We start from the raw sequence: 22,382 nt of genomic DNA, 5'->3' as shown, positions 1-22,382 counted from the left end.
CTACGCCGTGTCCCTGGTCGGGATGAACGGGCACATCGTCGAGGTCGAGGCGGACATCGGGCAGACTCTTCCGGCGTTCGTGCTCCTCGGACTTCCCGATGCGTCCCTGAACGAGGCGAAGGATCGCATCCGGGCGGCAGCCCGCAACGCCGGTGTCCCCCTCAGCAGGCGCAAGATCACCGTCAACCTCATCCCGGCGTCGCTGCCGAAGCGGGGATCGTCCTTCGATCTGGCGATCGTCATGGCTGCACTCGCTGCAGCAGGAGACGTGCGGGGCTGTGGCACCACCGTCTTCATCGCGGAACTGGGGCTCGATGGACAGCTTCGTCCTGTGCGCGGGACGCTGCCTGCGGTGATGGCCGCCGTCGACGCCGGCTACCGGAGCATCGTGGTCGCGGCGGAGAACGAGGCCGAGGCGGCTCTCGTCCCAACAGCGGAGGTCAGGTCCTTCCACACCCTCAGGGCAGTGGCCGCGGGCTTCGGCGCGGACGTCGAGGTCGAGGACCCCGCCGAAGCAGTGCCACGGGCCCTGGTGGCCGTTCCCGCCACGCAGCCCGTGCCCCCGAAAGACCTGTCCGACATCGCCGGACAGGTGGAGGCCCGGTTCGCCCTGGAGATCGCCGCGGCGGGAGCGCACCACCTCCTGATGATGGGTCCGCCCGGCGCGGGCAAGACGATGCTCGCCGAGCGGTTGCCGGGCATCCTGCCCGATCTCGAGGACGACCACGCGATGGAGGTGACAGCCATCCACAGCCTGAGCGGTGAGCGGCTCTGTGCGGAGCTGGTCCGGAAGCCGCCCTTCGAGAGCCCGCACCACACGGCGACGCCGGCGTCGATCATCGGAGGCGGGAGCGGCATCCCCAGGCCGGGCGCGGCGTCCAGAGCCCACCGCGGCATCCTCTTCCTCGATGAGGCGCCGGAGTACGAGCGCCGCGTGCTCGAAGCGCTCAGGGAGCCCCTCGAGAGCGGTCGCCTCGTCCTCCATCGCGCCTCCGGCACTGCCTCCTACCCCGCCCGATTCCAATTGGTGCTCGCCCTGAACCCCTGCCCGTGCGGACTGGCCAACGGGAAGGGGATCGACTGCATGTGTACGGCGCAGCAGCGACGCCGGTACTTCAACCGGTTGTCCGGACCACTCCTCGATCGTGTCGACCTGCAGCTGGTCGTGCAGCGCGTGAGTCTCGCCGACTATGCGGACGGGGCGTCGTCCGAGGCCTCGTCCGTGGTGGCGGCTCGGGTCGCAGAGGCACGCGCTGCCCAGCGCGCGCGGCTGGGCAGATGGAGCTATGCGACGAACTCGGAGGTGCAGGGCCGCATCCTGCGCGGTGAGCTCGCGCTTTCGCGCAGGGTGACGGCGCCGCTGGACAGGGCACTCGATCGTAGCCTCGTCAGTGCGCGTGGCTGGGATCGTGTGCTGCGGGTGGCATGGACCATCTGCGACCTCAGTGGCCGTGGGAGCCCGGATGCGGACGACGTCGTCACCGCCCTCGGGTTCCGCCTTCAGGAGCGTGCAGCATGAGCACGCCCGTTTCCGCCGCGGATCAGGCGCGGGCTGCCCTGTCGAGACTGTTCGAGCCGTCCGATACTGTCGGGCTCGGGCTGGCCGCTGTGGTGGGTGCTGTCGATGCCCTGCGGATCGCCCGGAGGGAGCTCACGGCCGGGCGTGCAATCCGTGCGGAGCTCTACGACCTCCTGGACCTGACGGATCACGGGAGCCGCGACCATCTGCAGGAGGGGTTGGACCGGTGGGCGCCTCGCGTCGCCGACCTCGCGCCTGAACGCGACCTGGCGACCCTCTCGCGCCTCGGTGGTCGTCTGGTGACCCCGGACTCGAGGGAGTGGCCCGGCGCGCTGGAGGATCTGCAGTCGGCTGCTCCTCTGTGCCTGTGGGTGCGTGGTCGGCCTGAGATCCCCGACCGCAGCCGGCTCGCGGCCGTCGTCGGATCGAGGGACAGCACCTCCTACGGAGCGTCCGTGACGGCGGACCTCGCCGCCGGTCTCAGCACCCGCGGGTACTCGGTGGTGTCCGGTGGTGCCTACGGAATCGATGCCCAGGCTCACCGCGCCGCTCTCGCCTCGGGGGAGGATGGCGGGCTTCCGCCGACCGTCGCCGTCCTCGCCTGCGGCATCGACCGCTACTATCCAGCAGGGAATGAGGAGCTTCTGCGTGTCATCGCAGAACGGGGACTGCTCATCTCGGAGGTACCTCCGGGGAGCTCGCCGACGAGGTGGCGGTTCCTGCAACGCAACAGGCTGATCGCTGCGCTGAGCGGGGTGACCGTCGTCGTCGAAGCCCGCTGGAGGTCCGGCGCCCTGAACACAGCCCATCATGCGGCCGGTCTCGGACGCCCTGTCGGGGCAGTGCCAGGATCGGTGCACTCGGCCAATTCGGCGGGTTGCCACCGGCTGCTGAGGGACGGTACGGCAGTCTGCGTGACCGATGCGGCGGACGTCGCCGAGCTCGCAGGGCCCCTCGGCACCTTTCCGACGGGGGATCGTGCTCGTGAGGCGGCGACGCCCGCCAAGGAGCAGGACGGGCTCGCCATCCCCGATCTGCTGGTCCTGGACGGTCTTCCGGTTCGGGCCTCGACGACGGTCGACAAGCTAGCCGTCGTGGCCGGGCTGTCCGCGCGGGAGGTGATGGGCGGACTCGGTCGGCTCGAACTCGCAGGGCTCGCCATGAGGACGCCGGAGGGATGGCGCCGACTGAAGGCCTGATCCGTCCGTACCGCTGTCTCGGCGGCGGTGGTGAGCGGAAACCAGGCGTAGATCGTATGAACCTGCAGACAGACGCATGAACGTACCTGAAGGAGATCCTGATGTCCGAAGTCCAGTCCACCGGTCCGCGGAAACGTGCGGGGCCACGGGACGTTCGCTGGTACTGCGACGTCGACAGTCCCGTCGGCACGCTGCGCATCGTGGTCGACAGTGAAGCTGTCATCGGTCTCTACCACGGAGAGCACGTGCCGCCTCCCACCGCGGAGGTCCTCGGACACCCGGTGTCCGTGCCGTCCGACCCACCAGCAGGTGTGCCGCGCGGGCACGTGATGCCTCATGCGGCTCCGAGGACGGGCGATGACGCAGGCGGCGAGCGGATCCGTCCGATCGCAGCAGCGGGGGAGAGCGTCGTCGAGGCTCCGGACACGTCACGTCGACTCCTGGTGCGGACGGCCGGTGAGCTTCGGGAGTACTTTGCAGGAAGCCGGCGACGGTTCGACGTCACCGTCGTCCTGCAGGGCACCGCGTTCCAGTGCTCGGTGTGGGCCGCCCTGAGGGACATCCCCTTCGGCGAACGTCGCAGCTATCGCGACATCGCCGAGCAGCTGGGCAATGCGAGCATGGGCAGGGCCGTCGGAGCCGCGGTGAGAGCCAATCCCGTGTCCATCATCGTGCCCGGACACCGCATCGTCGCCAGTACGGGCGCCGTCGTGGGCTACGCAGCAGGCATCGGCGTGAAGACAGCGCTCCTGGAGCACGAAACGGCCGTTCATCCAAGGAATCCCCTCCGTGCGACTGCGCCGGCCGAATCCGGAGAGGTGCAGTCCTGCGGGGGTGCCTGGTGGACGGCAGGGCGCTCCTTCCAGGCGGAACCTTGATCCGAGGAGATACTGGTGACGTGGACAGAGGTGACATGAACGGGAGACGCGTGGCCGATGCCGTCGCGGACCGCGCAATGTCGACGAGCGCGGTCGTGGCCGGCACAGTCGTGGCCGGCGCAGTCGCGGACGACACTGCGGGGCACCGAGCTGCCGTCGAGGCTTCGGGCGACGCCGCGCATCAGTTCGCCTTCACCGCCGCGCTGCGGGCGTTCGAGGACTACCTGACGCTCGAGCGCAACCGGTCCGTTCACACGATCCGGGCGTACCTGAAGGATGCCCGCCTCTTTCTCATGCATGCGCAGAAGGCCGGCGTCACGAGCCTCGGACAGCTCGAGCTCCGCCACTTCCGGAGCTGGCTCGGCGTGCTCGACGATGCAGGGTTGGCTCGCTCGACCCTCGCTCGTCGTGCGGCATCCGTCCGGACCCTCATGGACTGGGCGGTGCGTGAAGAACTGGTCCCGGCCAATCCGGCTCTGCGGCTCCGTGCGCCCAAGCGCAGCAGCGCGTTGCCCGCGGTGCTCAGTCACACTCAGGCACAGACCCTGTTCGAGGGGCCGGTCTCGGACGCCGGTACCGATGCCGGTCTCCTGCAGCGCCGCGCCATCCTCGAGGTGCTGTACGCCACGGGGGTCCGCGTCGGCGAGCTGGTCGGGATCGACATCGATGACGTGGACACGGGGCGCCGCACGCTCGTCGTCACCGGCAAGGGTGACAAGCAGAGGACCGTCCCGTACGGCGAGCCTGCCGGCGACGCCATCGAGGCGTGGCTGCGCCACGGCCGTCCTCGATGGTCCACCCCGAGGAGCGGACCTGCCCTGTTCCTCGGCAGGCGGGGAGGGCGGATCGACCAGCGGACGGTCCGAACCCAGGTGAAGGAGGCCCTCGATGCGCTCGGTGACACGGCAGCACGAGGCCCCCACGCCCTGAGGCACACCGCGGCGACCCACCTGCTCGACGGCGGAGCCGACCTCCGTGCCGTGCAGGAGCTGCTCGGCCACTCCAGCCTCGCCACCACGCAGCTCTACACCCACGTGTCGGTCGATCGGCTCCGGCGAAGTTATGAGCAGGCGCACCCGCGCGCCTGATGCAGAGGGAGTGTGGCCCAACTCCGGCGCGGCGCTACCACCGGAATAGCACCGCGGTAGTTACAGTGGCGAAATTTAGATTCGTCGGGCACAATGAGCAGTGGCAACACAGAGCCTGCACTCCGGTGCGGGTGGGTCTCGTAAGGTAGCAGCACGCTCGTTCGCAGTTTCATCAGCCAGTGCAGGTCGTTGGGGAAGACGTACCTACAGCTATGGAGGATGGAATGTCTGTTGTGATGGCGCGCGGTGTCCTGTACGTGCACTCAGCCCCTACTGCGCTGTGCCCTCATGTCGAATGGGCCATCGGCTCGGTGCTGGACAAGCGCATCGACATGGAGTGGACAGCTCAGCCTGCCGCGCCCGGAATGCTCCGGGCAGAGCTGTCCTGGGTCGGCCCCCAGGGAGCCGGTGCGCAGCTCGCATCCGCTCTCCGCGGCTGGGCGCATCTCCGCTACGAGGTGACCGAGGAGCAGAGCGCCGGCGCCGACGGCGGGCGGTGGTCTCACACTCCAGAGCTCGGGATCTTCCATGCCACGACGGACGTCCACGGAAACATCATGGTGACCGAGGACCGCATCCGGTACGCCTACGAGGCCGGGGCAGGCGATCCCGCGGCGGTGTACCACGAGTTGTCCCTCGCCCTCGGCGAGTCCTGGGACGAGGAGCTCGAGCCCTTCCGCCATGCAGCCGAGGGCGCACCCGTACGCTGGTTGCACCAGGTCGGCTGAGCCACCGCACGCCGTCCGTCTGCGCCCACCCGCGCAGCGTGATCCCAGTACTCCGCAGTGTGTGATCACCGCCCGCGTCCCCTCGTCCATAGCGTCGGGCCCGCGGCGGAACGACGAAGGCGCCGCCCCCTCCGGGGCGGCGCCTTCTCGCGTAGCAGCTGTCAGACGCTGCGGAGGACGATCACGGCATTGTGCCCGCCGAAACCGAAGGAGTTGCTCAGTGCGACGATGTCGCCGGACGGCAGGTCGCGCGGGGCGGTGACGACGTCGAGGGGGATCTCCGGATCCTGGTTGTCCAGGTTGATCGTGATCGGCATCTTGCGTTCGTGCAGGGCGAGGACCGTCATGACGGCTTCGACGGCACCGGAGGCCCCGAGCAGGTGACCCGTCTGCGACTTGGTCGCAGAGACCGCGACCTGGTCGAGGTGGGAGCCGAGAGCAGCTTTCAACGCCGTGTACTCCGGCTTGTCGCCGACCGGCGTGGAGGTCGCGTGCGCGTTGACGTGCACCACGTCCTCGGCCTGCGCTCGCGCGTCGAACAGCGCCGCCTTGAGCGCCCGCGTGGCCCCGAGGCCCTCGGGATCAGGGGCGGTGATGTGGTAGGCGTCGGCGGTGACGGACGTCCCGGCCAGCTCGGCGTAGACACGGGCACCACGGGCGCGGGCGTGCTCCTCGGCCTCGAGGACGATCGCCCCGGCGCCCTCGCCCATGACGAAGCCGTCGCGGTTCGTGTCATAGGGCCTGGAGGCCGACTCGGGATCGTCGTTCCGCCTGGACAGCGCATGCATGGATGCGAAGGCAGCGATCGGCATCGGGTGGATCGCGGCCTCCGCACCGCCGCAGACGACGACGTCGGCCTTGCCGGACCTGATGAGTTCGAGTCCCTGATGCAGGGCTTCGGTCCCCGAGGCGCAGGCGGAGACGGGAGTGTGGGCGCCGGCGCGGGCTCCCAGGTCAAGGCTCACCGCTGCTGCGGGGCCGTTCGGCATGAGCATCGGTACCGTCATGGGCAGGACGCGCCGCGGTCCCTTCTCGCGAAGGGTGTCCCAGGCGTCGAGGAGGGTCCAGACGCCGCCGATGCCCGTTGCGAAGGCGACCGCGAGACGGTCCTTGTCGATGTCCTCGATCCCGGAGTCCCGCCAGGCTTCGCGGGAGGCGACGACGGCGAACTGCGTGGACGGGTCCATGCGCTTGGCCTCCACGCGGGACAGCACCTCCGACGCCGGCACCGTGATCTGCGCGGCGAAGGTGACCGGCAGTTCGTACTGCTGCACCCAGTCGGCTTCGATGGTCCGGGCGCCCGATACTCCCTTGAGGGAGTTGGCCCACATGGTGGGGACGTCCCCGCCGATCGGGGTGGTTGCACCGAGTCCGGTGATGACGACTTTGCGTGGCATGGTCACTCTTTCGAAGCTAGGGCGTGCGCCGGTGGAATCGGGCGCAGGGATGACGGAGACGGCCGCCCCCGGCAGGTGACACCGGGAGCGGCCGTAGCGCCGGGAGCTGCAGGACTAGGCCTGAGCGCCGGAGATGAAGGTGACGGCGTCGCCGACGGTCTTCAGGTTCTTGACCTCTTCGTCGGGGATCCGCACACCGAACTTCTCCTCGGCGTTGACGACGATCGTCATCATCGAGATGGAGTCGATGTCGAGGTCGTCGGTGAAGGACTTGTCCATCTCGACGGACTCGGGCGCGAGGCCGGTCTCCTCGTTGACGATCTCGGCCAGACCGGCCAGGATTTCTTCGTTGCTAGCCATGGTGGCTCCTTTTCTGTTGCTGCCGGTACACCGGCGGGGATGGTCAAACCGCGCTGTCACGGTCTGGGCTTGAAAACTAGGGAAGAACCACGACCTGCGCCCCGAAGACGAGGCCGGCCCCGAACCCGATCTGCAGCGCGAGCGTGCCGCTGAGTTCAGGCTGTTCCTTGAGCGTGCGGTGCATGGCCAGGGGGATGGACGCTGCCGAGGTGTTGCCTGCATCCACGATGTCCCGCGCCACGTACACGTGGTCGGGGAGCTTCAGCTGCTTCACCATCTCATCGATGATACGGATGTTGGCCTGATGCGGCAGGAAGACGGCCAGGTCGTCCGCAGTCACTCCTGCGGCGTCGAGCGCGCGCTGCGCCACCTTCGCCATCTCCCAGACGGCCCAGCGGAAGACGGTCGGCCCGTCCTGGCGCATGGTGGGCCAGAGACTCTCACGTGCGGCGTCGGCGTCCTGTTCGGCCTCGCCCTTGGTGGAGACGGTCCCGAGCGAGAAGTCCCGCGTGTCGAGCAGCGACCGCGTCATGCGGATCGCCTGGTGCTTGCTGCCGTCGGATCCCCAGACCGAGGGGCCGATCCCGGCCGAATCAGCGGGACCCACGATCACGGCGCCGGCGCCGTCACCGAGGAGGAAGGAAATGGTGCGGTCGGAGTTGTCGATGAAGTCCGAGAGCTTCTCGACACCCACGACGAGCACGTACTCGGCCGTCCCGGCGTGCACCAGCGCGTCAGCCTGGGCGATGCCGTAGCAGTAACCGGCGCATGCCGCCGAGATGTCGAAAGCCGGTGCGGGGGTGGCTCCCAGGCGATCGGTGAGTTGCGCGGCCGCGGAGGGTGTCGCGTGCGGGTGGGTGACGGTGGACACGAGGACGGCGCCGAGCTGCGACGCCTCGATCCCGGCGGCGACGAGGGCTTCCCGTGCTGCTGCCTCGGCCATGTCGATGACGCTGACGTCGCGCGGTGCCCGGTGCCGGGTGACGATGCCGGTACGCTGGCGGATCCACTCGTCGGACGAGTCGATCCACTGGCAGACGTCCTCGTTGGTGACGATGATCTCGGGCCGGTAGGCGCCGACGCCGAGGATGCGCGTGTGCTCACGCAGGGGTGCTTGCTTGATGGCGCTGATGCTCACTGAGGTCCTTCGGAGATGGGTGCGGTGACCGGGTCCGTGGTCCGCGAGTGTTCCTCGATGAAGCTGCGCGCGGCGTCCAGGTCCTCAGGGGATTTTACGGCGAGAGTGGCCGTACCGCGCATTCCGCGCCTGGCCAGGCCGGTCAGTGTGCCCGCGGGAGAGAGCTCGACCATCCCCGTGACCCCCATGGCCTGCATCGATCCCATGCACAGATCCCAGCGCACAGGGCGGGAGACCTGCGCGATCAGGCTGTCGAGGTTGCCCTGGCCGGTGGCGATGGGCTTCCCGTCGTAGTTGGACATGAGGGTCGCGGTCGGATCGGCCGGTGTGAGCGTGGGCCGGAGCTCTTCCAGCGCCGTCACCGCCGGAGCCATGTGCGCGGTGTGGAAGGCGCCGGCGACCTTGAGGGCGATCACGCGGGCTTTCGAGGGTGGGTTCTCGGCGAGGCCGGCCAGCTGTTCCAGGGTGCCCGCCGCCACCACCTGTCCTCCGCCGTTGGCGTTCGCCGCCGTGAGGCCGAGATCGGCGAGCCGCGCGGCGACCTCCTCGGGATCGCCGCCGAGCACCGCACTCATGCCGGTGGGCGTGGCTGCTGCCGCTCCGGCCATCGCGTTCGCCCGCACGCGGACGAACGCGACGGCGTCGTCCTCCGTCAGGGCCCCGGCGATACCCGAGGCGGTGAGTTCACCGACGGAGTGACCGGCGACGACCGTCGCTGCGGTCATCGTGTGACCGGTCAGGAGCAGGCGGGCCGTGACGAGTCCGGCGGCGACGATGAGCGGCTGCGCAACGGCGGTGTCCTTGATGGTCTCCTCGTCGGAGGTGGTGCCATGGCGGACGAGGTCGGTGCCTGCGCGGTCGCTCAGCTGCTCGAGGTGATCGCGGACTCCGGGGAGCTCGAGCCAGGGGGCGAGGAAGCCGGGAGTCTGTGAGCCCTGTCCGGGGCAGGCGATTGCAAGCACTCTTCCAGCTTTCCAAAGGGGAGGGGCAATATCGGGTGTTCGGCAGAACCAAGCTGGCTGTGTCCCGTTGTAGGAAGTCTACAAGGCTGCGGCTCTCCCCGCGGCTGCAACGCCTTTGTCGCCGATGCCCGGGCGGGAGGTCCGGGCGGTCGCCCCGGCCGCGGCGGAGCCGGGGCCGGCAGGCGCCGTGGCCGCGGCCAGCCGCCCCACCACGAGTGCGGTCTGCAGGACGTAGGCCTCCCGCGGGATGAGCGGGTCCCACCCCGTGACGTCGCAGACGCGTCGGAGGCGGTACCGCACGGTGTTGGCATGGACGAAGAGGGACCTCGATGTCGCTTCGAGGGAGTGTCCCAGGGTGAGGTACGCGGACAGCGTCTGCTCGAGACCGTTGGAGGCTGCGAGGAGGGGGCGGTAGATGCTGCGGACGAGGGCACGGCGCGCGGTGTCGTCGCCGGAGATGACCCGCTCCGGCCACAGGTCCTCCGAGGACACGGGCCGGGGGGCGGAGGGCCACGCGCGGGCAGCGGTGAGCCCCGCGAATGCGGCTTGCGCGGACGTGCTCGCCGCGACGAGCGACTCCGCTTCCGGCCCGAAGACAACGGCACCGTCGCCGAAGAGTTCACTGATCCTGGGATAGGCCTTGTCCGCGTCCCGGACGCCGCCCAGGACGAGGATCAGCCGTTCGCCCTGGATCCCGACGAGGACGTCCTCGGCGAGACGCCCCGTGATCCTGCGCAGTTCGTTGAGGAAGCCGGCGTTGGGTTCGGCTGGGGCGCTGCCGACCATGACGGTGATCGGCGCCTGGGAGGTCCAGCCCACCGCGGCGATCCGTGAGCGCAGTGCGTCCGAGCTCTCCCCGCGCAGGATCGCGTCGACCACGAGGGCCTCCAGGCGCGTGTCCCAGGAGCCACGGGTCTCGGCGGCGCGTGCATAGACGTCCGCCGCGGCGAAGGCGACCTCTCTGGAGTACCTGAGCACGGCTTCTCGGAGCGGGGCCTGGTCGGCCACGGGCGCGAGGAACGGGACGTGGTCCTCGACGACCTGCACCACCACGCGGATGAGCTGGAGGGCCTTCTGCAGACTGATGGAGCGGGTGAGTTCGGTGGGTGCCGTCCCGAAGACATCGCTGAGCACCCAGGCGGGGGAGACGGGCTTCTGGTACCAGTTGACGAAGGACGCGATGCCTTTCTGCGCGACCATCCCGAGCGCGGAACGCTCATCAGGGCGGAGTCCCCGGTACCACGGCAGATCCGTGTCGAGTTGCTTGAGCGTCGCCGTCGAGAGGGAACCGATGGTGGCGCGCAGCTTCTCGACGGTGGCGGGATCGGGAGGCGCGGCTCCCGCGTTCGTCGCACCGGAGGCACCGGAGGCACCGGAGGCACCGGAGGCACCGGAGGCACCGGAGGCACCGGAGGCACCGGAGGCACCGGAGGCACCGGAGGCACCGGAGGCACCGGAGGCACCGGAGGCACCGGAGGCACCGGGCCTGGTGCCGGAGGAGGTGGCGGGGACATGGTCGGGCTGCCGCATGCTTCGAGCATACGGTCTGGACGACGCCGGGCCCCATTTGTGAGAAGGCTACAAAAAAGGCGACGGCGGGAAGCAGCCAACGCTGCGTCCCGCCGTCGCCCGTCGGCTCGGTGGGTGGATCAGGCGTCGCCGCCTGCGTTGCCCGTGGTCCCGGCGTTCACGTCGAGAAGGCTGTACTTCTCGATGGCCTCCCTCGGCGCGTTCGCGTCGACCTCGCCGCGGCGGGCGAGCATCTCCAGGGCGCGGACGACGACGGAGTGGCTGTCGATCTTGAAGAACCGGCGTGCCGCTGCGCGGGTGTCCGAGAAGCCGAAGCCGTCGGCGCCGAGCGTCGCGAACTCGTTCGGCAGGAACTGGCGGATTTGGTCGGGAACCGCCTTCATGAAGTCCGAGACCGCGACGATCGGACCCGTCGCCCCCTCGAGCTGCTGCGTCACGAACGGCTTACGGGCTTCGGCGCCAGGGTTGAGGAAGGCGTCCTCCTCGGCATCGAGGCCGTCGCGGCGGAGCTCGTTCCAGGACGTGACCGACCAGACGTCGGCGGAGACACCCCAGTCCTTCGCGAGTATCTTCTGCGCCTCGAGCGCCCACGGCACGGCGACGCCGGAGGCCAGCAGCTGCGTGCGGGGGCCGTCGACCTTGGCGGGCTTCAGCAGGTAGATGCCCTTGAGCAGGCCCTCGACATCCAGTTCCTCCGGCTCGGCCGGCTGCACGAACGGCTCGTTGTACACGGTGATGTAGTACATGACGTTGCGGAAGGACTCCGGCTTGTCGCCGATGTCGCCGTACATCCGGTTCAGGCCGTCACGGACGATGTGCCCGATCTCGTAGCCGAAGGCGGGGTCGTAGGTGACGACGGCCGGATTCGTCGACGCGAGGATAGGTGAATGACCGTCCGCATGCTGGAGGCCCTCGCCGGTCAGCGTGGTGCGGCCGGCCGTGGCTCCGATGATGAAGCCGCGGGCCATCTGGTCGGCTGCGGCCCAGATGGAGTCGCCCGTGCGCTGGAAGCCGAACATCGAGTAGAAGACGTAGATGGGGATGAGCGGCTGGCCCTGTGTGGCGTATGCCGTGCCGGCCGCGGTGAAGGCGGCCATCGATCCTGCCTCGTTGATACCCGCGTGCAGGATCTGCCCCTCGATCGACTCCTTGTACGCGAGGACCAGGTCACGGTCCACGGACAGGTAGTTCTGGCCCTTGGGGTTGTAGATCTTCGCGGTCGGGAAGAACGAATCCATGCCGAAGGTGCGCGCCTCGTCGGGGATGATCGGCGCGATCCGCTTGCCGAACTCCTTGTCCCGCATCAGGTCCTTGAGGATGCGCACGAACGCCATGGTGGTCGCGGCCATCTGCTTGCCGGAACCGCGCTTGGCCATCTCGTACGCCTTGTCGCCCGGCAGGACGATGTCGGCGTGCTTGGTGCGGCGCTCGGGGATGAAGCCGCCGAGCTCACGGCGACGCTCGAGGAGGTACTTGATCTCGGGAGCATCGGCGCCCGGGTGGTAGTACGGGGCGTTGTAGAGGTCGTCGTCGATCTGCTCGTCGGTGACCGGGATGCGGAGGTGGTCGCGGAACGCCTTGAGGTCGGCGTTGGTCAGCTTCTTCATCTGGTGGGTCGCGTTGCGTCCCTCGAAGTGCGAGCCCAGGCCGTAGCCCTTGACGGTCTTCGCGAGGATGACGGTCGGCTTGCCCTTGAACTCCGTCGCGGCCTTGTACGCCGCGTAGACCTTGCGGTAGTCGTGCCCGCCGCGCTTGAGGTTCCAGATTTCGGCGTCGGTCAGGTCCTCCACCATGGCCTTGGTCTCGGGGGACTTGCCGAAGAAGTGGTCGCGGACGAATCCGCCGGACTCGGCCTTGTACGTCTGGTAGTCGCCGTCGGGCGTCTGGTTCATGATGTCGACCAGGGCGCCGTCGTCGTCCTTGGAGAGCAGCGAGTCCCACTCCCTGCCCCAGACCACCTTGATGACGTTCCAGCCCGCGCCGCGGAAGAACGCCTCGAGCTCCTGCATGATCTTGCCGTTGCCGCGGACGGGTCCGTCGAGGCGCTGCAGGTTGCAGTTGATGACGAAGTTCAGGTTATCCAGGTTCTCGTTGGCGGCGAGCTGCAGCAGCCCACGCGATTCCGGCTCGTCCATCTCACCGTCCCCGAGGAAGGCCCAGACCTGCTGGTCGGAGGTGTCCTTCAGCCCGCGGTTGTGGAGATAGCGGTTCGACTGCGCCTGGTAGATGGCGTTCATGGGGCCGATGCCCATGGAGACCGTGGGGAACTCCCAGAACTCCGGCATGAGGCGCGGGTGCGGGTAGGAGGACAGCGCATGGCCCTCCTTGGACTTCTCCTGGCGGAAGCCGTCGAGGTCCTCCTCGGTGAGCCGTCCCTCGAGGTAGGCGCGGGCGTACATGCCGGGGGAGGCGTGGCCCTGGAAGAAGATCTGGTCCCCGCCGCTCGGGTGGTCCTTGCCCTTGAAGAAGTGGTTGAAGCCCACCTCGTACAGGGTCGCGGCGCCGGCGTAGGTGGAGATGTGGCCGCCGACCCCGATCTCGGGGCGCTGGGCACGGTGCACCATGACGGCTGCGTTCCAGCGCAGCCATGCGCGGAACTTCCGCTCGATCTCCTCGTCACCCGGGAACTCGGGTTCCTGGTCCGCGGGGATCGTGTTGACGTAGTCCGTCGTCGTGACCATGGGCACGCCCACGGACTGCGCACCGGCACGCTGGAGGAGCGAACGCATGATGTACTGCGCGCGCTCGGTGCCCTGGGTGCGGATCAGCTGGTCGAGGGATTCGATCCACTCAGCGGTCTCCTCGGGATCCCCGTCGGGCTTGCCGACGGTCAGACCGCTCAGAATATCCGCCGTACCTTGTTCTACAGCCACGCGATATCTCTCCACTTCCACAGATTCTGTCTGTGTCGTTTTATGCCTGCGCACGGCTCGTTGGCCCGCGCAGAGATGCATGCTCGGCCGGACGGTGTGAGCACCGTGGCCATATATCGGTTCACTCTATCGCCGCCGTACGGTCCGTGCGTAGCGGGATGGGGGTCGCCGGGCAGATTACGCCGAGGGCTTGCGCACGCCACGTCCGGGGGCCGGCCCCCGCGTGCCCGCGGACGACGGCGGCCAAAAGCGCCCTCCGGCTTGATGCTTGGCGTATAAAGGTGTTGGCTGGTAGCAATGTACAACCATACGAGGGCTCGTCAGGCCCGTCTTTCCAGGAGGAGCTAAGTGAGCGAGGCTGAAGCCGCCACTGCGGTCAACGTGGCAGGCAAGTTGGGTTTCAAGAACGGAGACCTCGTTCAGGAGCTCGGTTACGACGACGACGTCGACTTCGAGTTCCGTGAGGAACTGGAGGACGGCCTCGGGTCCGAAGTGCTCACGGAGGACGACCAGGACGTCGTCGACGGCGTGATCCTGTGGTGGCGGAGCGGCGACGGCGATCTCGTTGATGCCCTGGTGGACGCACTGACCTCGCTCGGGGCCGGGGGAGTCGTCTGGCTCCTCACGCCGAAGTCCGGCCGTCCCGGATATGTCCCGCCCGCTGACGTCCAGGAGGCGGCCCCTACTGCCGGCCTCCACTCGACCTCCTCGGCTGGCGTGTCCAGGGAATGGTCCGCCACCCGGCTCGTCAGCCGACGGAAGCAGTAGCGGTGCCCCTCGAGATCGGTTCCGCCACACCCTTCTTCACGCTTGCCAACCAGTTCGGCGAGGTCGTCGAGAGCTCGTCCCTGGTGGGCGGCGCCGTGGTCGTCTTCTTCCCCTTCGCGTTCTCGCGCGTCTGCACGGACGAACTCGGCCAGTTGCGCGACAACCTGGAGCTGTTCGACGCGGCAGGCGTCACACTCGTCGCCGTGTCGGTCGACCACAAGTACACGCTCCGTGCGTTCGCGGACGCCAACGACATCTCCTTCGATCTCCTCGCCGACTTCTGGCCGCACGGCACCGTCACGCGGAGCTATGGCGCGTTCGACGACACCAAGGGCTACGCCGATCGTGTGAGCTATGTCCTCGACGGTTCCGGCACGGTCCGCGCCGTCGTGTCCTCCGACCACGGACAGGGACGCCCGATCGCCGACTACGCCCACGCATTGTCCTCGGTCGAAGCAGCCCTGTGACGCCGTGACCCGCCCGGCCCGGACGTGACGATGAGCTCGGCGGAGGATCGTCCCCTCCGGCAGGACGATCTCCCGGGACCGGAGTCCAACCCGAGGCTCGGTCTGACCGGGTTCGTGAGCGAGACCCCGGCCGCAGCCCTGGCACCGCTGGGGCCGGAGGAACGCGCAGCGCTGGAGCGCGCGGTGTCCCTCCTCGCCGGCCGACGCCTCGCAGTCCTCACCGGAGCGGGCCTGAGCACCGACTCGGGCATCCCCGACTACCGGGGGCCCACATCCGTTCCCCGCAATCCCATGACCTACCAGCAGTTCGTCGGTGACGAGGTGCTGCGGCGGCGCTACTGGGCCCGGAACCACGTGGGCTGGCGGCACCTGCGCCGGGCCGATCCCAATGCCGGCCACGCGGCCGTGGCGCGGCTCGAGCAGCGCGGGCTGCTGTCCGGGCTCATCACGCAGAACGTCGACAAGCTGCACTCCGCAGCAGGCAGCACGAGGGTCATCGACCTGCACGGGACCTTCGACCGCGTGGTGTGCCTGCAGTGCTCGTCGACGTTCCCGAGATCGCGGATCGCGGAGATCCTCGAGGGCCTGAATCCCGGCTACCTGGAGCGGGAGTCGGATGCGGGCGACGTGGCTCCCGACGCGGACGCCGATGTCGATGACACGGGCGACTTCGTCATGGCACCGTGTCCGGTGTGCGGTGGCATGCTCAAGCCGGACTTCGTCTACTTCGGGGAGAACGTGCCGAAGGACCGCGTCGCGGAGGCGTATGCCCTGGTGGACGGCGCCGAGGGCCTGCTGGTCGCGGGTTCCTCCCTCACGGTGATGAGCGGACTGAGGTTCGTGCGGCACGCCTTCAAGGCGGGAAAGCCCGTGGTGATCATCAACCGCGGGTGGACCAGGGGGGACGAATTCGCCTCGCTGAAGATCGAGGCGGGCGTCTCGGAGGCCCTCACCTATCTCGCCGACGAATTGCCGGACCTCCCGGACTGACACGTGCTGCCTGCTCCCGGAAGCAAGTAGTCACCGAACGATTCGAGTATCGGCTACTGTTCCGGCCCAGCCCCGGGCGTCCTACGGTCTACCCATAGGTCTCTCACCCGGGGTGGAAAATGCGTTCGTCGATCAGGTCTCTCGCCATCGTTCTCAGCACTGTCGCGGCCGTCGTCGTCGTGCCGCTCGCCGTCGATCTCCGCAGTGGAGCGGGGGGCGATGATCCGGCGGAGGTCGGGGAGGTGACGGCCGTAGGAGTCGTCGACGGCTCCCCGGGACGCAGTGCCGGTGTGTCCGGTCCTCCGGACGAACCGGGCGTCGGGTCGGTGCCCACCTCGGCCGTTCCTTCGGGCGACGACGAAGTCCGCAGCATCGGGATGGGAGGCGCCGACCCCAGTGCGGCGGTCCTGTCCGGGCCTCGCCTTCCCGACGCGGTCGACACGCCGGCATCACCCGCTGGTCCTCCTGCCACCCCGGTGGTTCCGGTGATGGTCGAGAGGGCCGAGGTCCACGTCGGCGCTCCGCCGGCAGTGGAGGTGACAGTCGTCCTCGTTGACGCCGGCGGGACGGTACGGCCTGATACGGGGATCGGCAGCGGAATGGGCGGCGACCTGCCGCCCGGGTACCTGCCCACACCGCCCTACCCGCAGTGCCCCATCACCGCGGCCGGCGCCTGGTGGACCGACCCGGCCGACCCCTACACATGCCTCCCGCCGGCATCGGTCCCCTTCCACGAGCCGACTCCGCCGGGTATCGATCCAGAGCTCCTCGAGCCGATCGTCGAGGCCGAGGTCCCTGAGGGATCCGTAGGGTGGCACGAGCCGACGCCGCCGGGCATCGATCCGGAGCTCCTGGAACCGATCGTCGAGGAGGTCGAGGGCCTGGCGGGTTCTGTCGACGACGGGACACACTCCACCGACGCTGCTCCGGCCGATGCCGCGCTCGTCGTCGCGACCCGGCGATAGCCGCATCCACATACTGATCCCGCCGGCCGGCCCGGCCGTCCCCCTCGACGACAGAAGGAGCCCCGCCGTGGCGGGGCTCCTTCTGGTTGTACAGCCTGTGGTGGGTCCTACCGGGATCGAACCGATGACATCCACGGTGTAAACGTGGCGCTCTACCAGCTGAGCTAAAGACCCGTGGCACCTGGTGCAGCCGGCCGATCCTGACGGACCGGCTGCATCACGAGGGTCGACTATACCGGCACGCCGAGTGATCGCGCCAATCAGGAGGTCGCTATTCGCCCGCCGCGAGCTGGCCGCAGGCGCCGTCGATCTCCTTGCCGCGGGTGTCCCGCAGCGTGGTGGGGATGCCGGCAGCACGGAGGCGGTTGATGAACTCGGTGGAGACGCTCTTCTCCGAAGCCGTCCAGATGGATCCCGGTGTCGGGTTGAGCGGGATCGGATTGACGTGCACCCAGCCGCGCCCGCGCTGGTTGAGCTTCTTGGCCAGCAGGTCCGCGCGCCAGGCGTGGTCGTTCATGTCCTTGATGAGCGCGTACTCGATACTCACCCGGCGCCCGGTGGTCCGGTAGTAGTTGTACGCGGCGTCCAGGGCCTCGTCGACCTTCCACTTCGTGTTGACCGGGATCAGCTCGTCGCGCAGTTCGTCGTCGGGTGCGTGCAGGGACAGCGCGAAGGTCACCGGGAGGTTTTCCGCGGCCAGCTTGTCGATCGCGGGCACGAGGCCCACCGTCGACACGGTGATGTTGCGTGCGGACATGCCGAGGCCCTCGGGGGAGTCGTCGACGAAGCGGTGCAGGGCCGCCATCACGCGCTTGTAGTTGGCGAGCGGCTCACCCATCCCCATGAACACGATGTTGGTGACGCGGTCGGCGTCGTGCCCGCCGTCCGTCCGCAGATCACCCAACGCACCTTCGGCGAGGGCCCGGTTCGCCGCGACGACCTGGTCCACGATCTCCGCCGTCGACATGTTGCGGGTGAGGCCGGCCTGGCCGGTGGCGCAGAACGGGCAGTTCATGCCGCAGCCGGCCTGCGAGGACACGCAGAGCGTGACGCGGCCCGGGTACCGCATGAGCACCGATTCGACGAGGGCCCCGTCGAACAGGCGCCAGAGGAACTTGATGGTGTCGCCGTTGTCCGTCGTCAGGCGCTTCACCTCGGTGAGCAGCGGCGGGAACATCGCTGCCACCAGGTCCTCGCGACCGGCCTTCGGAAGATCGCTCATCGCGGCGGGATCCGTCGTGTAGTGCGAGAAGTAGTGGGTGGAGAGCTGCTTGGCGCGGAAGCCCTGGTGCCCCAGCTCCTTCAGGCGGTCCTGCCGCTCCGTGAGCGTGAGATCCGCCAGGTGCACCGGCGGCTGGCTGACACGCGGCGACTTGAACTGCAGCAGCGGCCGGCCGTCGCTCGCCACGATGGGCTGCGCACCTTCCACTTCGGGGCGCACCTGAGGGCGCGCCGTGGCGGGGGCGGGGGCAGTGGGGGTAACGGTAACGTCGGACATCCTTATCATTCTTTCATGGATGGCGCCAGCGACCCAGCCGGAGCAGCTGTCGATCGGGACACATGCCGGCGGTCCCGGGAATCGCTCCCCGACGAAACAAAGCGTCCCCGCAGGCCGGCGGTGTAGCGGCAGGCGTCGCGACGGTAATAGTGTGAAAGCGACCGGACGGCCCGCGCGGAGACGCGCCGAGCACCGGCACCTGCAGCGCACATGCATGCAGCTGACAAACGACGGAGAACACATTGAGCGCACAGATCGGCGTCACAGGCCTGGCAGTCATGGGAGCGAACCTGGCCCGGAACCTGGCCCGCAACGGGTACACCGTGGCCCTGCACAACAGGTCCATCGAGAAGACCGACACCCTGCTGGAGAAGCACGGCGGAGACGGCGATTTCATCCGGACCGAGACACTGCAGGAGCTCGTCGACTCCCTCGAGAAGCCCCGCCGGGTGCTCATCATGGTTAAGGCGGGCAAGCCCGTGGATTCCGTCATCGACCAGCTCACGCCGCTCCTGGAGCCCGGCGATATCGTGATCGACGGCGGCAACTCCCACTACGAGGACACGCGCCGTCGCGAGGCGGCCCTGTCGCAGCAGGACCTGCACTTCGTGGGCGTCGGCGTCTCGGGCGGTGAGGAGGGCGCACTCCTCGGTCCGTCGATCATGCCCGGCGGCTCCCGCGAGTCCTACGACTCCCTGGGCCCGATGCTGGAGAAGATCTCCGCCAAGTACAACGGGGAGCCCTGCTGCCGCTGGATCGGCACGGACGGCGCCGGCCACTTCGTGAAGATGGTGCACAACGGGATCGAGTACGCCGACATGCAGGTCATCGGCGAGGCCTTCGATCTCCTGCGTTCCGGTGCGGGCATCGAGCCCGCCGAGCAGGCGAAGATCTTCACCGACTGGAACTCGGGCACCCTGTCCTCCTTCCTGATCGAGATCACCGCAGAGGTCCTCGGCCACGTCGACGGGCGCACGGGCAAGCCCTTCGTGGACGTCGTCGTCGACTCGGCGGGCCAGAAGGGCACCGGCCGCTGGACGGTCGTGTCAGCCCTCGAGCTCGGGAGCCCCACGTCGGGTATCGCCGAGTCGGTGTTCGCCCGGGCGCTGTCCTCGCAGAAGGACCAGCGGGTGCCCGCCCAGGAGATGCTGCAGGGCCACGAGGCGGCGGTGGAGCTCCCCGAGAGTTTCGTCGAGGACGTGCGGCTCGCCCTCTACGCCTCCAAGCTCGTCAGCTACGCGCAGGGCATCGACATGCTCACGGCGGCCGCGAAGGAGTACGGCTGGGACCTGAAGCTCGACGAGATCGCCTCGCTGTGGCGCGCGGGCTGCATCATCCGGGCGGAACTGCTGGACGACATCATGAAGGCCTACGCCGTGGCCGACGAGCGTCCGGCGAACCTGCTGCTCGCACCGGCCTTCACCGAGGCCATCGCCGGTGCGGTCCCCGCCTGGCGCCGCGTCGTCTCGACCGCCGTCCAGCTCGGCATCCCCGTGCCGGTCTTCTCGGCGTCGCTCGCGTACTACGACGGACTGCGCCGCCCCCGCCTGCCGGCCGCGCTCACCCAGGGACTGCGGGACCTCTTCGGCGCGCACACCTACAACCGCGTGGACACCGAGGGCACCTTCCATACGCTGTGGGGCGAGGACAAGTCCGAGATCGAGGCCGTTGACACCCACTGACGGCACGCTGAACGCAGAGACCCCGGACCGTGGTCCGGGGTCTCCCTGCGTTCGAGGCTCAGATGTAGATCGCGGGGTCCACGTACTCGGCCGGATCCACCGCGGGCTGTGTCTCGCGCCGCGAGTCGCGGTGGCGGAACGTCGCCGGGATCCCCGTCACGATCGAGTCCGGCGGGGTGTCCTTGACGACGACGGCGTTCGCGCCCACCGCGCTCCCGGCGCCGATCGTGATGGGACCGAGCACCTTGGCGCCCGCCCCGATCGTCACGCGGTCACCGATCGTGGGGTGGCGCTTGACCTTCTCGAGCGATCGGCCGCCCAGCGTGACGCCCTGGTACAGCATGACGTCGTCGCCGATCTCGGCCGTGCCGCCGATGACGATACCCATGCCGTGGTCGATGAAGAACCTGCGGCCGATCGTCGCCGCCGGATGGATCTCGACGCCGGTGAGCACCCGGGCGAGTTGCGAGAGTACCCGTGCGGGGAAGCGCAGGCCCTCGGTACGCCACATGCGGTGCGTGAGGCGGTGGACCCAGATCGCGTGGAGGCCCGAGTACACGATGGTGTTCTCCACGTCTCCACGTGCGGCCGGATCATGAGTGCGCGCCGTCTCGAGATCCTCGCGCAATCGTTCTAGAAAACTCACCGGCTACCTTCGCATGGGGTGGTGGTGCTGCATCGACCGGACGTGATGTCAGCGGATCGGAGCGGCTGTCAGGGGTGATTCGCGGCCGGGTCAGCCGCGGATGTCGTCGAAGAGCACCGTGGAGATGTAGCGCTCGCCGAAGTCGCAGACGATCGCCACGATGAGCTTACCGGCGTTCTCGGGCCGCTTGGCGAGTTCGAGTGCTGCCCATACGATCGCGCCGGACGAGATCCCCCCGAGGATGCCCTCCTGCGTGCCGAGCGCGCGTGCCACGCGGACGGAATCCTCGACGGTGGCGTCCAGCACCTCGTCGTAGGCGTCGCGGTCCAGGTTCTCCGGGATGAAGTTGGCGCCGAGGCCCTGGATCTTGTGCGGTCCGGGAGCTCCGCCGTTGAGGATGGGCGAGTCTGCGGGCTCGACGGCGACGATCTGCACTCCGGGCTTGCGTTCCTTCAGCACCTGGCCGACGCCGGTGATGGTCCCGCCGGTGCCCACGCCTGCGACGAAGATGTCGACTGCGCCATCCGTGTCCTCCCAGACCTCCTCGGCCGTGGTGGCACGGTGGATGGCCGGGTTGGCCGCGTTGGCGAACTGCTGGGCCCAGATGGCGTTCTCGGTCGAGGCGACGATGTCCTTGGCCCGCTCGACGGCGCCGCGCATTCCCTCGGAACCCGGCGTCAGGACGATCTCCGCGCCGTACGCGCGCAGCATGACCCGGCGCTCGGTGGACATGGTCTCGGGCATGGTCAGGATCACCTTGTAGCCCCGGGCGGCGCCGACCATCGCGAGGGCGATCCCGGTGTTCCCCGAGGTCCCTTCCACGATGGTGCCACCCGGCCGCAGCGCGCCGGCCTGCTCGGCGGCGTCGATGATGGCGACGCCGATGCGGTCCTTCACGCTGTTCGCGGGGTTGTAGAACTCCAGCTTGACGGCGACCTGCGCATCGAGTCCCTCGGTGAGGCGGTTCAGGCGCACGAGGGGAGTGCGTCCGACCAACTGGGTGACGTCGTCGTAGATCTTTGCCATGCGGGGCCTGCCTGTTCTGGAGTCGGGAGGGGAGTCGTCGTCACGGCGGGGACCGTCGAGCCATCCGCCGTGACGACGGCGGTCAGCCTAACGGCTGGAGACCCTACCGCCTATGCGGCGAGCCACTGGGAGTAATATTTCCGCGCCTTGGACAGCTTCGGATTGATGATCACCTGGCAGTACCCCTGCTCGGGGTGCTTGGCGTAGTAGTTCTGGTGCCAGTCCTCGGCGACGTGGAACTCGGGCAGCCTGCTGACCTCGGTGACGATCGGGTTCTTCCAGTTCTCCTGGTTCCTCTCGATCGCGTCCTCGTAGAGCGCCTTCTGCTCGGCGTCCTGGTAGTACATGACGCTGCGGTACTGCGTACCGACGTCGTAGCCCTGACGGTTGAGCGTCGTGGGGTCATGGGAGACGAAGAACATGTCGAGGACGACGTCCTCGGGGATGACGGTCTCGTCGAAGCTCACCGCGACGACCTCGGCGTGGCCGGTCATGCCGGAGCAGACGGAGTCGTAGTCGGGATGCTTCGTGTGGCCGCCGGTGTAGCCCGAGACGACGTCGGTTACGCCGCGGGTCTTCTGGTAAAGGGCATCGAGGCACCAGAAACAGCCCCCTCCAAGCACAAATGTCTTCATGACTGTGTCAATGCGCGGCGCGCACCGAAGATT

Annotated in this window: 20 protein-coding genes and 1 tRNA gene; 10 read left to right on the top strand and 11 right to left on the bottom strand. The window is 68.6% G+C overall.

Annotated features, from left to right (window positions below; translation table 11 throughout):
* Positions 1-22: 22 nt before the first annotated feature.
* The 5 genes from FNH21_RS00785 (at position 23) to FNH21_RS00765 (ending at position 5,412) form a co-directional block, all read left to right on the top strand.
* Positions 23-1,519: a YifB family Mg chelatase-like AAA ATPase gene (locus tag FNH21_RS00785; RefSeq protein ID WP_152813748.1), complete on the top strand. Its 1,497-nt coding sequence runs from the start codon at positions 23-25 to the stop codon at positions 1,517-1,519.
* Complete coding sequence (gene dprA / locus FNH21_RS00780) at positions 1,516-2,718, top strand: DNA-processing protein DprA (protein WP_152811598.1); 1,203 nt, start codon at positions 1,516-1,518, stop codon at positions 2,716-2,718. Before FNH21_RS00785 ends, dprA begins: the two co-directional genes overlap by 4 nt.
* A 101-nt stretch (positions 2,719-2,819) precedes the next feature.
* Positions 2,820-3,596, top strand: coding sequence for a methylated-DNA--[protein]-cysteine S-methyltransferase (locus tag FNH21_RS00775; RefSeq protein ID WP_152811596.1), 777 nt, complete (start codon positions 2,820-2,822; stop codon positions 3,594-3,596).
* A 20-nt stretch (positions 3,597-3,616) separates the two neighbouring features.
* On the top strand, positions 3,617-4,684 hold the full coding sequence (locus tag FNH21_RS00770) for a tyrosine recombinase XerC (RefSeq protein WP_338403102.1): 1,068 nt from the start codon (positions 3,617-3,619) through the stop codon (positions 4,682-4,684).
* Between the two features lie 224 nt (positions 4,685-4,908).
* Positions 4,909-5,412 (top strand): DUF3145 domain-containing protein, encoded by a 504-nt coding sequence (locus FNH21_RS00765; RefSeq protein WP_055773336.1) that lies wholly within the window; start codon positions 4,909-4,911, stop codon positions 5,410-5,412.
* A gap of 161 nt (positions 5,413-5,573) precedes the next feature.
* On the opposite strand, the gene fabF is transcribed toward FNH21_RS00765, so the two are convergent.
* The 6 genes from fabF to aceE all read right to left on the bottom strand — a co-directional run bounded on the left by fabF (position 5,574) and on the right by aceE (position 13,672).
* On the bottom strand, positions 5,574-6,809 hold the full coding sequence (fabF, locus tag FNH21_RS00760) for a beta-ketoacyl-ACP synthase II (RefSeq protein ID WP_152811594.1): 1,236 nt from the start codon (positions 6,807-6,809) through the stop codon (positions 5,574-5,576).
* Positions 6,810-6,923: 114 nt separating this feature from the next.
* Positions 6,924-7,169, bottom strand: coding sequence for an acyl carrier protein (locus tag FNH21_RS00755; RefSeq protein ID WP_026552001.1), 246 nt, complete (start codon positions 7,167-7,169; stop codon positions 6,924-6,926).
* Between the two features lie 76 nt (positions 7,170-7,245).
* The gene (locus FNH21_RS00750) at positions 7,246-8,307 is read right to left on the bottom strand and encodes a beta-ketoacyl-ACP synthase 3 (protein WP_191931472.1); all 1,062 of its coding nucleotides are present in this window, start codon (positions 8,305-8,307) and stop codon (positions 7,246-7,248) included.
* Entirely contained in the window at positions 8,304-9,269 is a 966-nt protein-coding gene (locus FNH21_RS00745) for an acyltransferase domain-containing protein (protein ID WP_191931471.1), read from the bottom strand. Before FNH21_RS00745 ends, FNH21_RS00750 begins: the two co-directional genes overlap by 4 nt.
* A 78-nt stretch (positions 9,270-9,347) precedes the next feature.
* Positions 9,348-10,799 carry a PucR family transcriptional regulator gene (locus tag FNH21_RS00740; RefSeq protein WP_241742685.1) on the bottom strand — a complete coding sequence of 484 codons (1,452 nt, stop codon included), beginning with the start codon at positions 10,797-10,799 and terminating at the stop codon, positions 9,348-9,350.
* 119 nt (positions 10,800-10,918) lie between these two features.
* Positions 10,919-13,672 (bottom strand): pyruvate dehydrogenase (acetyl-transferring), homodimeric type, encoded by a 2,754-nt coding sequence (gene aceE, locus FNH21_RS00735; RefSeq protein WP_338403101.1) that lies wholly within the window; start codon positions 13,670-13,672, stop codon positions 10,919-10,921.
* A 348-nt stretch (positions 13,673-14,020) separates the two neighbouring features.
* Here aceE and FNH21_RS00730 point away from each other — a divergent pair, with 348 nt between their 5' ends.
* The 4 genes from FNH21_RS00730 to FNH21_RS00715 all read left to right on the top strand — a co-directional run bounded on the left by FNH21_RS00730 (position 14,021) and on the right by FNH21_RS00715 (position 16,862).
* A complete protein-coding gene (locus tag FNH21_RS00730; protein ID WP_191931470.1) occupies positions 14,021-14,440 on the top strand; it encodes a DUF3052 family protein in 420 nt (139 codons plus the stop codon).
* Between the two features lie 2 nt (positions 14,441-14,442).
* The gene (locus FNH21_RS00725) at positions 14,443-14,907 is read left to right on the top strand and encodes a redoxin domain-containing protein (RefSeq protein ID WP_338403100.1); all 465 of its coding nucleotides are present in this window, start codon (positions 14,443-14,445) and stop codon (positions 14,905-14,907) included.
* Positions 14,908-14,937: 30 nt separating this feature from the next.
* A complete protein-coding gene (locus tag FNH21_RS00720; RefSeq protein WP_152811588.1) occupies positions 14,938-15,897 on the top strand; it encodes an NAD-dependent protein deacetylase in 960 nt (319 codons plus the stop codon).
* A 119-nt stretch (positions 15,898-16,016) separates the two neighbouring features.
* Positions 16,017-16,862 (top strand): hypothetical protein, encoded by an 846-nt coding sequence (locus tag FNH21_RS00715; protein WP_152811586.1) that lies wholly within the window; start codon positions 16,017-16,019, stop codon positions 16,860-16,862.
* 98 nt (positions 16,863-16,960) lie between these two features.
* On the opposite strand, the gene FNH21_RS00710 is transcribed toward FNH21_RS00715, so the two are convergent.
* Positions 16,961-17,036, bottom strand: a tRNA-Val gene (locus FNH21_RS00710).
* Between the two features lie 97 nt (positions 17,037-17,133).
* Positions 17,134-18,360, bottom strand: a complete 1,227-nt coding sequence (rlmN, locus tag FNH21_RS00705; RefSeq protein WP_241742684.1) for a dual-specificity RNA methyltransferase RlmN — start codon at positions 18,358-18,360, stop codon at positions 17,134-17,136.
* A 242-nt stretch (positions 18,361-18,602) separates the two neighbouring features.
* Between rlmN and gndA the strand changes: the two genes are divergently transcribed.
* The gene (gndA, locus tag FNH21_RS00700) at positions 18,603-20,042 is read left to right on the top strand and encodes an NADP-dependent phosphogluconate dehydrogenase (RefSeq protein WP_152811582.1); all 1,440 of its coding nucleotides are present in this window, start codon (positions 18,603-18,605) and stop codon (positions 20,040-20,042) included.
* A 58-nt stretch (positions 20,043-20,100) separates the two neighbouring features.
* Here gndA and epsC read toward each other — a convergent pair whose 3' ends face one another.
* From epsC to msrA, 3 genes are all read right to left on the bottom strand, one after another.
* Positions 20,101-20,688, bottom strand: a complete 588-nt coding sequence (gene epsC / locus FNH21_RS00695) for a serine O-acetyltransferase EpsC (RefSeq protein ID WP_191931469.1) — start codon at positions 20,686-20,688, stop codon at positions 20,101-20,103.
* Between the two features lie 90 nt (positions 20,689-20,778).
* Positions 20,779-21,714: a cysteine synthase A gene (cysK, locus tag FNH21_RS00690; protein ID WP_152811580.1), complete on the bottom strand. Its 936-nt coding sequence runs from the start codon at positions 21,712-21,714 to the stop codon at positions 20,779-20,781.
* A gap of 110 nt (positions 21,715-21,824) precedes the next feature.
* Positions 21,825-22,349, bottom strand: coding sequence for a peptide-methionine (S)-S-oxide reductase MsrA (gene msrA, locus FNH21_RS00685; protein WP_152811578.1), 525 nt, complete (start codon positions 22,347-22,349; stop codon positions 21,825-21,827).
* Between the last annotated feature and the right edge of the window lie 33 nt (positions 22,350-22,382).

The organism is Arthrobacter bussei, assembly GCF_009377195.2.
GTDB lineage: Bacteria > Actinomycetota > Actinomycetes > Actinomycetales > Micrococcaceae > Arthrobacter_D > Arthrobacter_D bussei.
The sequence above is the reverse complement of the archived record's forward strand: the minus strand, read 5'-3'. Positions and strand labels throughout refer to the sequence as shown.